Origin of the sequence: Streptomyces sp. WAC05292 (assembly GCF_003949955.1) — a bacterium.
Lineage (GTDB): Bacteria > Actinomycetota > Actinomycetes > Streptomycetales > Streptomycetaceae > Streptomyces > Streptomyces globosus.
In genome coordinates, this window is record NZ_RPSE01000036.1 from 23,989 (window position 1) to 30,822 (window position 6,834).

Annotated in this window: 5 protein-coding genes; all 5 read left to right on the plus strand. The window is 71.8% G+C overall.

Annotation, left to right across the window (positions count from 1 at the left end; all coding sequences use genetic code 11):
* The first annotated feature begins 65 nt into the window (after positions 1 to 65).
* The 5 genes from dnaA to EF903_RS07265 all read left to right on the plus strand — a co-directional run bounded on the left by dnaA (position 66) and on the right by EF903_RS07265 (position 6,784).
* Positions 66 to 1,829, plus strand: a complete 1,764-nt coding sequence (gene dnaA / locus EF903_RS07240; RefSeq protein WP_125542063.1) for a chromosomal replication initiator protein DnaA — start codon at positions 66 to 68, stop codon at positions 1,827 to 1,829.
* A gap of 966 nt (positions 1,830 to 2,795) precedes the next feature.
* Entirely contained in the window at positions 2,796 to 3,926 is a 1,131-nt protein-coding gene (dnaN, locus tag EF903_RS07250) for a DNA polymerase III subunit beta (protein WP_125542065.1), read from the plus strand.
* A gap of 215 nt (positions 3,927 to 4,141) precedes the next feature.
* Positions 4,142 to 5,017, plus strand: coding sequence for a phosphogluconate dehydrogenase (NAD(+)-dependent, decarboxylating) (gnd, locus tag EF903_RS07255; RefSeq protein WP_125542066.1), 876 nt, complete (start codon positions 4,142 to 4,144; stop codon positions 5,015 to 5,017).
* A gap of 64 nt (positions 5,018 to 5,081) precedes the next feature.
* Positions 5,082 to 6,218, plus strand: coding sequence for a DNA replication/repair protein RecF (recF, locus tag EF903_RS07260; RefSeq protein WP_125542068.1), 1,137 nt, complete (start codon positions 5,082 to 5,084; stop codon positions 6,216 to 6,218).
* 89 nt (positions 6,219 to 6,307) lie between these two features.
* Complete coding sequence (locus EF903_RS07265; RefSeq protein WP_125542071.1) at positions 6,308 to 6,784, plus strand: DUF721 domain-containing protein; 477 nt, start codon at positions 6,308 to 6,310, stop codon at positions 6,782 to 6,784.
* Positions 6,785 to 6,834 lie beyond the last annotated feature (50 nt).

A 6,834-nucleotide genomic window follows, 5' to 3' on the forward strand; every position in this document is an offset into this window, starting at 1 on the left:
ATTTTTTGTCCCGACCGTCCCAAAGAACCACACATTCGTGGGACCCCTGTGAGAGAGCGTGCCCTGTGGCTGACGTACCTGCCGATCTTGCCGCAGTGTGGCCACGGGTGCTCGACAAGCTCCTGGGGGAGGGCCAGCAGGCGATCGAGCCCAAGGACCGGCAGTGGGTCGAGCGCTGCCAGCCCCTGGCCCTGGTCGCCGACACCGCGTTGCTCGCCGTGCCCAACGAGTACGGCAAGCGCGTCCTGGAGGGCCGCCTCGCCCCGCTGATCAGCGACGCGCTCAGCCGCGAGTGCGGCCGCCCGATCCGCATCGCCATCACCGTCGACGACTCGGCCGGCGAGCCCGCGCCCATGGCGCCGCCGGCCCCGCAGCGCGGTGAGGCGTACGAGCCGTACGGCGGGCAGCACCCCGGCGGGCACACCGGCCCGGCCGACGACCAGCTGCCGACGGCCCGCCCCGCCTACCCGGACTACCAGCAGCCGCGCCCCGAGCCGGGCGCCTGGCCCCGCGGCGGCCAGCAGGACGACTACGGCTGGCAGCAGCCCCGCCTCGGCGGCTTCCCCGAGCGCGACCCCTACGCCTCCCCTCAGCCCGGCTACCTGCAGCAGCCCGAGTCGGGCGGCTACGACCAGGGCCCGTACGACCAGAACGGCTACGAGCAGGGCTCCTACGACCAGAAGCCGTACGAGTCCTACGATCCGCAGCAGTACGAGCAGTCCGCGCCGCGCCCGGCGCCCGGCCGGCCCGCGCCGCCCGCGCCGTCCTCCGGATCGACCTCGGGCCCGCTGGAGCCGACGGCCCGGCTGAACCCGAAGTACCTCTTCGACACGTTCGTGATCGGCGCGTCGAACCGGTTCGCGCACGCGGCGGCGGTGGCGGTCGCCGAGGCGCCCGCCAAGGCGTACAACCCGCTCTTCATCTACGGCGAGTCCGGCCTGGGCAAGACGCACCTGCTCCACGCCATCGGGCACTACGCGCGCAGCCTCTACCCGGGGACGCGGGTGCGCTACGTGAGCTCGGAGGAGTTCACCAACGAGTTCATCAACTCCATCCGCGACGGCAAGGGCGACGCCTTCCGCAAGCGCTACCGCGAGATGGACATCCTGCTGGTCGACGACATCCAGTTCCTCGCGAGCAAGGAGTCGACGCAGGAGGAGTTCTTCCACACCTTCAACACGCTGCACAACGCGAACAAGCAGATCGTGCTGTCCTCCGACCGGCCGCCCAAGCAGCTCGTCACGCTGGAGGACCGGCTCCGCAACCGCTTCGAGTGGGGCCTGATCACGGACGTCCAGCCGCCCGAGCTGGAGACGCGCATCGCGATCCTGCGCAAGAAGGCGGTGCAGGAGCAGCTCAACGCCCCGCCGGAGGTGCTGGAGTTCATCGCCTCCCGCATCTCGCGCAACATCCGCGAGCTGGAGGGGGCCCTGATCCGGGTCACCGCCTTCGCGAGCCTGAACCGGCAGCCCGTCGACCTGGGCCTGACCGAGGACGTCCTGAAGAACCTGATCCCCGGGGGCGAGGACTCGGCGCCCGAGATCACGGCCGGGGACATCATGGCGGCCACCGCCGACTACTTCGGCCTGACGGTGGACGACCTGTGCGGCTCCTCGCGCAGCAGGGTGCTGGTCACGGCGCGGCAGATCGCGATGTACCTGTGCAGGGAGCTGACGGACCTCTCCCTGCCGAAGATCGGGGCGCACTTCGGCGGCCGCGACCACACCACCGTCATGCACGCGGACCGCAAGATCCGCGCCCTGATGGCGGAGCGCCGCTCCATCTACAACCAGGTCACCGAGCTCACGAACCGCATCAAGAACGCCTGACCGGCGCTTCGTCCACAGCATCCACAGGCCGGCCCGCGGCTCCCGCGGGCCGGCCTGTGCGCGTGCTCCCGACGGCCCGTCAAAGCGCCTTCCGCGGGCTCCTGGTGCTCCGCCAAACGCACCCGCAGGGCGCTTCCGGATCACTCCGGGGGCGCCCTTCTTCGTGCACGCGCCCCTGGTCTGTTCGAATACGCCCCCTGGAGAGCAACTTATCCACAGATTGCGGGACTTTCTTGGGTCCACAGGGTGGGGACGGGATTCGTCACCCACAATCTGTCCACAGGGCTTCCGGGTGAGGGACCATCAGAGCAGGTCAGCGGGCTGTGGAATTGTGCACCAAAGATATCCACAGACTGTGGACACCCGATCCGTCCACAGACCGGTCCACGGCGTTGTCCACCGCTCACCCACAGGTTGCCGCATCCTGTGCACAGGTTCCGATGACTTACCCACACCGCTGTCCACTGTTCGGCAACCGAGTGACCCCGCTCACCGGCCGGAGTGAAAGCCGTCACACCAAAGTCGACGTTTGGGCTGTGGAGTACCGGGGGAAAACTGGGGACGCAGCTGTGGAGTACTCCGGGTCATCTGGGGATGGCCTGTGCAGAACTTTCTGTTCTCCACAGCGACACCGTGTTGTCCACGGCGCCGCCCACAGGGCATGGGGATAAAAACCGGGGCTTGACCTGCGGAAACGGGCTTATCCACGGTTTCCACAGCCCCTACTACTACCCCCATGGACAGTTAGCTCGGAATCGGTTTTCAAGCAGGCCCTGTGCACAACCCGGCTCGAAGCCCTCCCCGACACCTCGCTCCCGATTTGACGGGCGGCAGCACGCGCTGTCGGTGCCGTACGTCAGACTGGTTCCCGGCACCGACGGGCCGCAGCCCCCGGGGCAAGGCAGCGGCGGGCCGACGACGAAGGCCGGCAGACGGACGAGCGAGCAACAGCAGGAGGCGGTTCCGGTGAAGATCCGGGTGGAGCGCGACGTACTCGCGGAGGCGGTGGCCTGGGCTGCCCGCAGCCTCCCGGCCCGGCCGCCGGTGCCCGTCCTCGCGGGCCTGCTGCTGAAGGCCGAGGACGGGACGCTGTCCCTGTCCGGCTTCGACTACGAGGTCTCGGCCCGCGTCTCCGTCGAGGCGGACGTCGAGGAGGACGGCACCGTCCTCGTCTCCGGCCGGCTCCTCGCCGACATCTGCCGCGCCCTCCCCAACCGGCCGGTGGAGATTTCCACAGACGGTGTACGGGCGACCGTGGTCTGCGGCTCCTCCCGCTTCACCCTCCACACCCTGCCGGTGGAGGAGTACCCGGCCCTCCCGCAGATGCCGACCGCCACCGGCACCGTCTCCGGCGAGGTCTTCGCCGCCGCCGCGGCCCAGGTCGCCATCGCCGCCGGCCGCGACGACACGCTTCCCGTCCTCACCGGCGTCCGCATCGAGATCGAGGGCGACCGCGTCACCCTCGCCTCCACCGACCGCTACCGCTTCGCGGTCCGCGAGTTCCTGTGGAAGCCGGAGAACCCGGACGCCTCCGCCGTCGCCCTCGTCCCCGCCAAGACGCTCCTCGACACCGCGAAGTCCCTGACCAGCGGCGACACCGTCACCCTGGCGCTGTCCGGCTCCGGTGCCGGCGAGGGCCTCATCGGCTTCGAGGGCGCCGGGCGCCGCACCACCACCCGCCTCCTCGAAGGCGACCTGCCCAAGTACCGCACGCTCTTCCCGACCGAGTTCAACTCCGTCGCCGTGATCGAGACCGCGCCCTTCGTGGAGGCCGTCAAGCGCGTCGCGCTGGTCGCCGAGCGCAACACCCCGGTCCGCCTGAGCTTCGAGCAGGGCGTGCTGATCCTGGAGGCAGGCTCCTCCGACGACGCACAGGCTGTGGAAAGGGTCGACGCGGTCCTGGAGGGCGACGACATCTCGATCGCCTTCAACCCGACCTTCCTGCTCGACGGCCTCAGCGCGATCGACTCGCCCGCCGCCCAGCTCAGCTTCACCACGTCCACCAAGCCGGCGCTGCTCAGCGGCCGCCCCGCCGTGGACGCCGAGGCGGACGAGGCCTACAAGTACCTGATCATGCCGGTGCGCCTCTCCGGCTGACACCCGCCCGCCACCGGGGCCCGCTCCCGCCGCCCGCGCGGGGGCCGGGCCCCGACGGCTGCCGCCCCGCCGGCGCCCCGCGCCGCGCCCCGTACGGCGGAGCCCGGAGCGCCCGTGGCGCCGTGTGCGACGGCCCGGCGTAGGCTCGGAGCCGGGTACTCCCGGGCACCGGGGGCATCCGGCACACACGGCCACAACGCAAAAGGAACCACCTGATGGAGCTCGGTCTCGTCGGTCTCGGCAAGATGGGCGGCAACATGCGCGAGCGCATCCGCCGCGCAGGCCACACCGTCATCGGATACGACCGCAACCCTGACCTCGCCGACGTCCACAGCCTCTCTGAGCTTGTGGACGGACTCCAGGCGCCCCGCGTGGTGTGGGTGATGGTCCCGGCCGGTGCCGCGACCCAGTCCACCATCGACGAGCTCGGCGAGCTGCTCTCCCCCGGCGACATCGTCGTCGACGGCGGCAACTCGCGCTGGACCGACGACGAGAAGCACGCCGAGGAGCTCGCCGCCAAGGGCATCGGCTTCGTCGACTGCGGCGTCTCCGGCGGCGTGTGGGGCCTGGAGAACGGCTACGCGCTCATGTACGGCGGCGACAAGGAGCACGTCGCGGCCGTCCAGCCGGTCTTCGACGCGCTCAAGCCCGAGGGCGACTTCGGCTCCGTCCACGCCGGCAAGGTCGGCGCGGGGCACTTCGCGAAGATGGTCCACAACGGCATCGAGTACGCCATGATGCAGGCCTACGCCGAGGGCTGGGAGCTGCTGGAGAAGGTCGACTCCGTCACCGACGTCCGCGAGGTGTTCCGGTCCTGGCAGGAGGGGACCGTCATCCGCTCCTGGCTGCTCGACCTGGCCGTCAACGCCCTCGACGAGGACGAGCACCTGGAGCAGCTGCGCGGCTACGCGCAGGACTCCGGCGAGGGCCGCTGGACCGTGGAGGCGGCGATCGACAACGCCGTCCCGCTGCCGGCGATCACCGCGTCGCTCTTCGCGCGCTTCGCCTCGCGCCAGGACGACTCGCCGCAGATGAAGATGATCGCCGCGCTGCGCAACCAGTTCGGCGGCCACGCGGTGGAGAAGAAGTAGCCCGCCGCACACCGCACCACACAGCAGAGCACAGCAGAGCACAGCCGGGGGAGGTCGGCGCCGCATGCACGTCACACACCTCTCCCTGGCCGACTTCCGCTCGTACGCCCGGGCCGAGGTCCCTCTCGACCCGGGCGTCACCGCCTTCGTCGGCCCCAACGGCCAGGGCAAGACGAACCTCGTCGAGGCCGTCGGCTACCTGGCCACGCTGGGCAGCCACCGCGTCTCCTCGGACGCCCCGCTCGTCCGGATGGGCGCCGAGCGGGCCGTGGTCCGCGCCGCCGTCCGGCAGGGCGACCGGCAGCAGCTGGTCGAGCTGGAACTCAACCCCGGCCGCGCCAACCGCGCCCGCATCAACAGGTCCTCCCAGGTCAGGCCCAGGGACGTGCTCGGCATCGTCCGGACGGTGCTGTTCGCGCCGGAGGACCTCGCCCTCGTCAAGGGCGACCCGGGAGAGCGGCGCCGCTTCCTCGACGAGCTGGTCACGGCGCGCTCCCCGCGGATGGCCGGCGTCCGCTCCGATTACGAGCGGGTCCTCAAGCAGCGCAACACCCTGCTGAAGTCCGCGGCCATGGCACGCCGCCACGGCGGCCGCTCCATGGACCTGTCCACCCTGGACGTGTGGGACCAGCACCTGGCCCGCGCCGGCGCCGAGCTGCTGGCCCAGCGCCTCGACCTGATCGCGACGCTGCTCCCGCTGGCCGACAAGGCCTACGAGCAGCTCGCACCCGGCGGCGGCCCGCTCGGCCTCGCCTACCGCTGCTCCGCCGGCGAGCCCGTCGACAGCGGCGCGGCCCGCTCGCGCGAGGAGCTGTACGAGGTGCTGCTCCAGGCACTGGCCCAGGTGCGCAAGCAGGAGATCGAAAGGGGCGTCACCCTCGTCGGGCCGCACCGGGACGACGTGCTGCTGCGGCTCGGGGAGCTGCCGGCCAAGGGGTACGCCAGCCACGGCGAATCCTGGAGTTACGCGCTCGCCCTGCGGCTCGCCTCCTACGAGCTGCTGCGCGCCGAGGGCTCCGAGCCGGTGCTGATCCTCGACGACGTCTTCGCCGAGCTGGACGCGCGGCGCCGGGAGCGGCTGGCCGAGCTGGTGGCCCCGGGCGAGCAGGTACTGGTGACGGCCGCGGTGGACGACGACGTTCCCGGGGTCCTCGCGGGGGCGAGGTTCGGGGTGTCCGGCGGTGAGGTGACCCGGCTGTGAAGGACCACGGGCAGGGCGGAAACGGAACCGGAAGCGGAGGCAGCGCTCCGGGCGAGCGGCCCAGGGCCCCGGAGCCCTCCGGCGTCGACCTGGCGCGGCAGGCCCTGGCGGCGGCCCGCGAGCAGGCGCGCGCCCGCGGCCAGGCCGCCGGCGGCCGAGGCGCCCGCCGGAACCAGCCGGGCCTGCGGTCCGGCGCCCGGGCCGACGGCAGGGACCCCATGCCGCTGATGGCCGCGCTGGAACGGCTGCGCACGGAGCGCGGCTGGGAGATGCCGATGGCGGTGGTCGGCGTGATGGAGCGCTGGCCGGAGATCGTCGGACCGGAGATCGCCGCGCACTGCGAACCGGAACGCTATGAGGAGCACGAGCTCTTCGTGAGGTGCGACTCCTCGGCCTGGGCGGCGCAGCTGAAGCTGCTCGCCCCGCAGCTGGTCGCGCGGCTGAACGCCGACCTCGGCCAGGGCACGGTCCGGCTGATCAAGGTCCGCGGACCGGGCGGACGCCCCAAGCCGTACGGGCCCTGGCGGGCCCCCGGCAGCTCGGGCCCGGGCGACACCTACGGCTGACGGCCCGCCCGCACGGCAGCCGCCCGGGCCGCCCGGCCCGGCCCAGGCCC

What these genes read in the sequence shown, in the direction of transcription:
- recF (WP_125542068.1), top strand. Translation starts at nt 5,082, where the DNA reads ATGCACGTCACACACCTCTCCCTGGCCGACTTCCGCTCGTACGCCCGG.
- gnd (WP_125542066.1), top strand. Translation starts at nt 4,142, where the DNA reads ATGGAGCTCGGTCTCGTCGGTCTCGGCAAGATGGGCGGCAACATGCGC.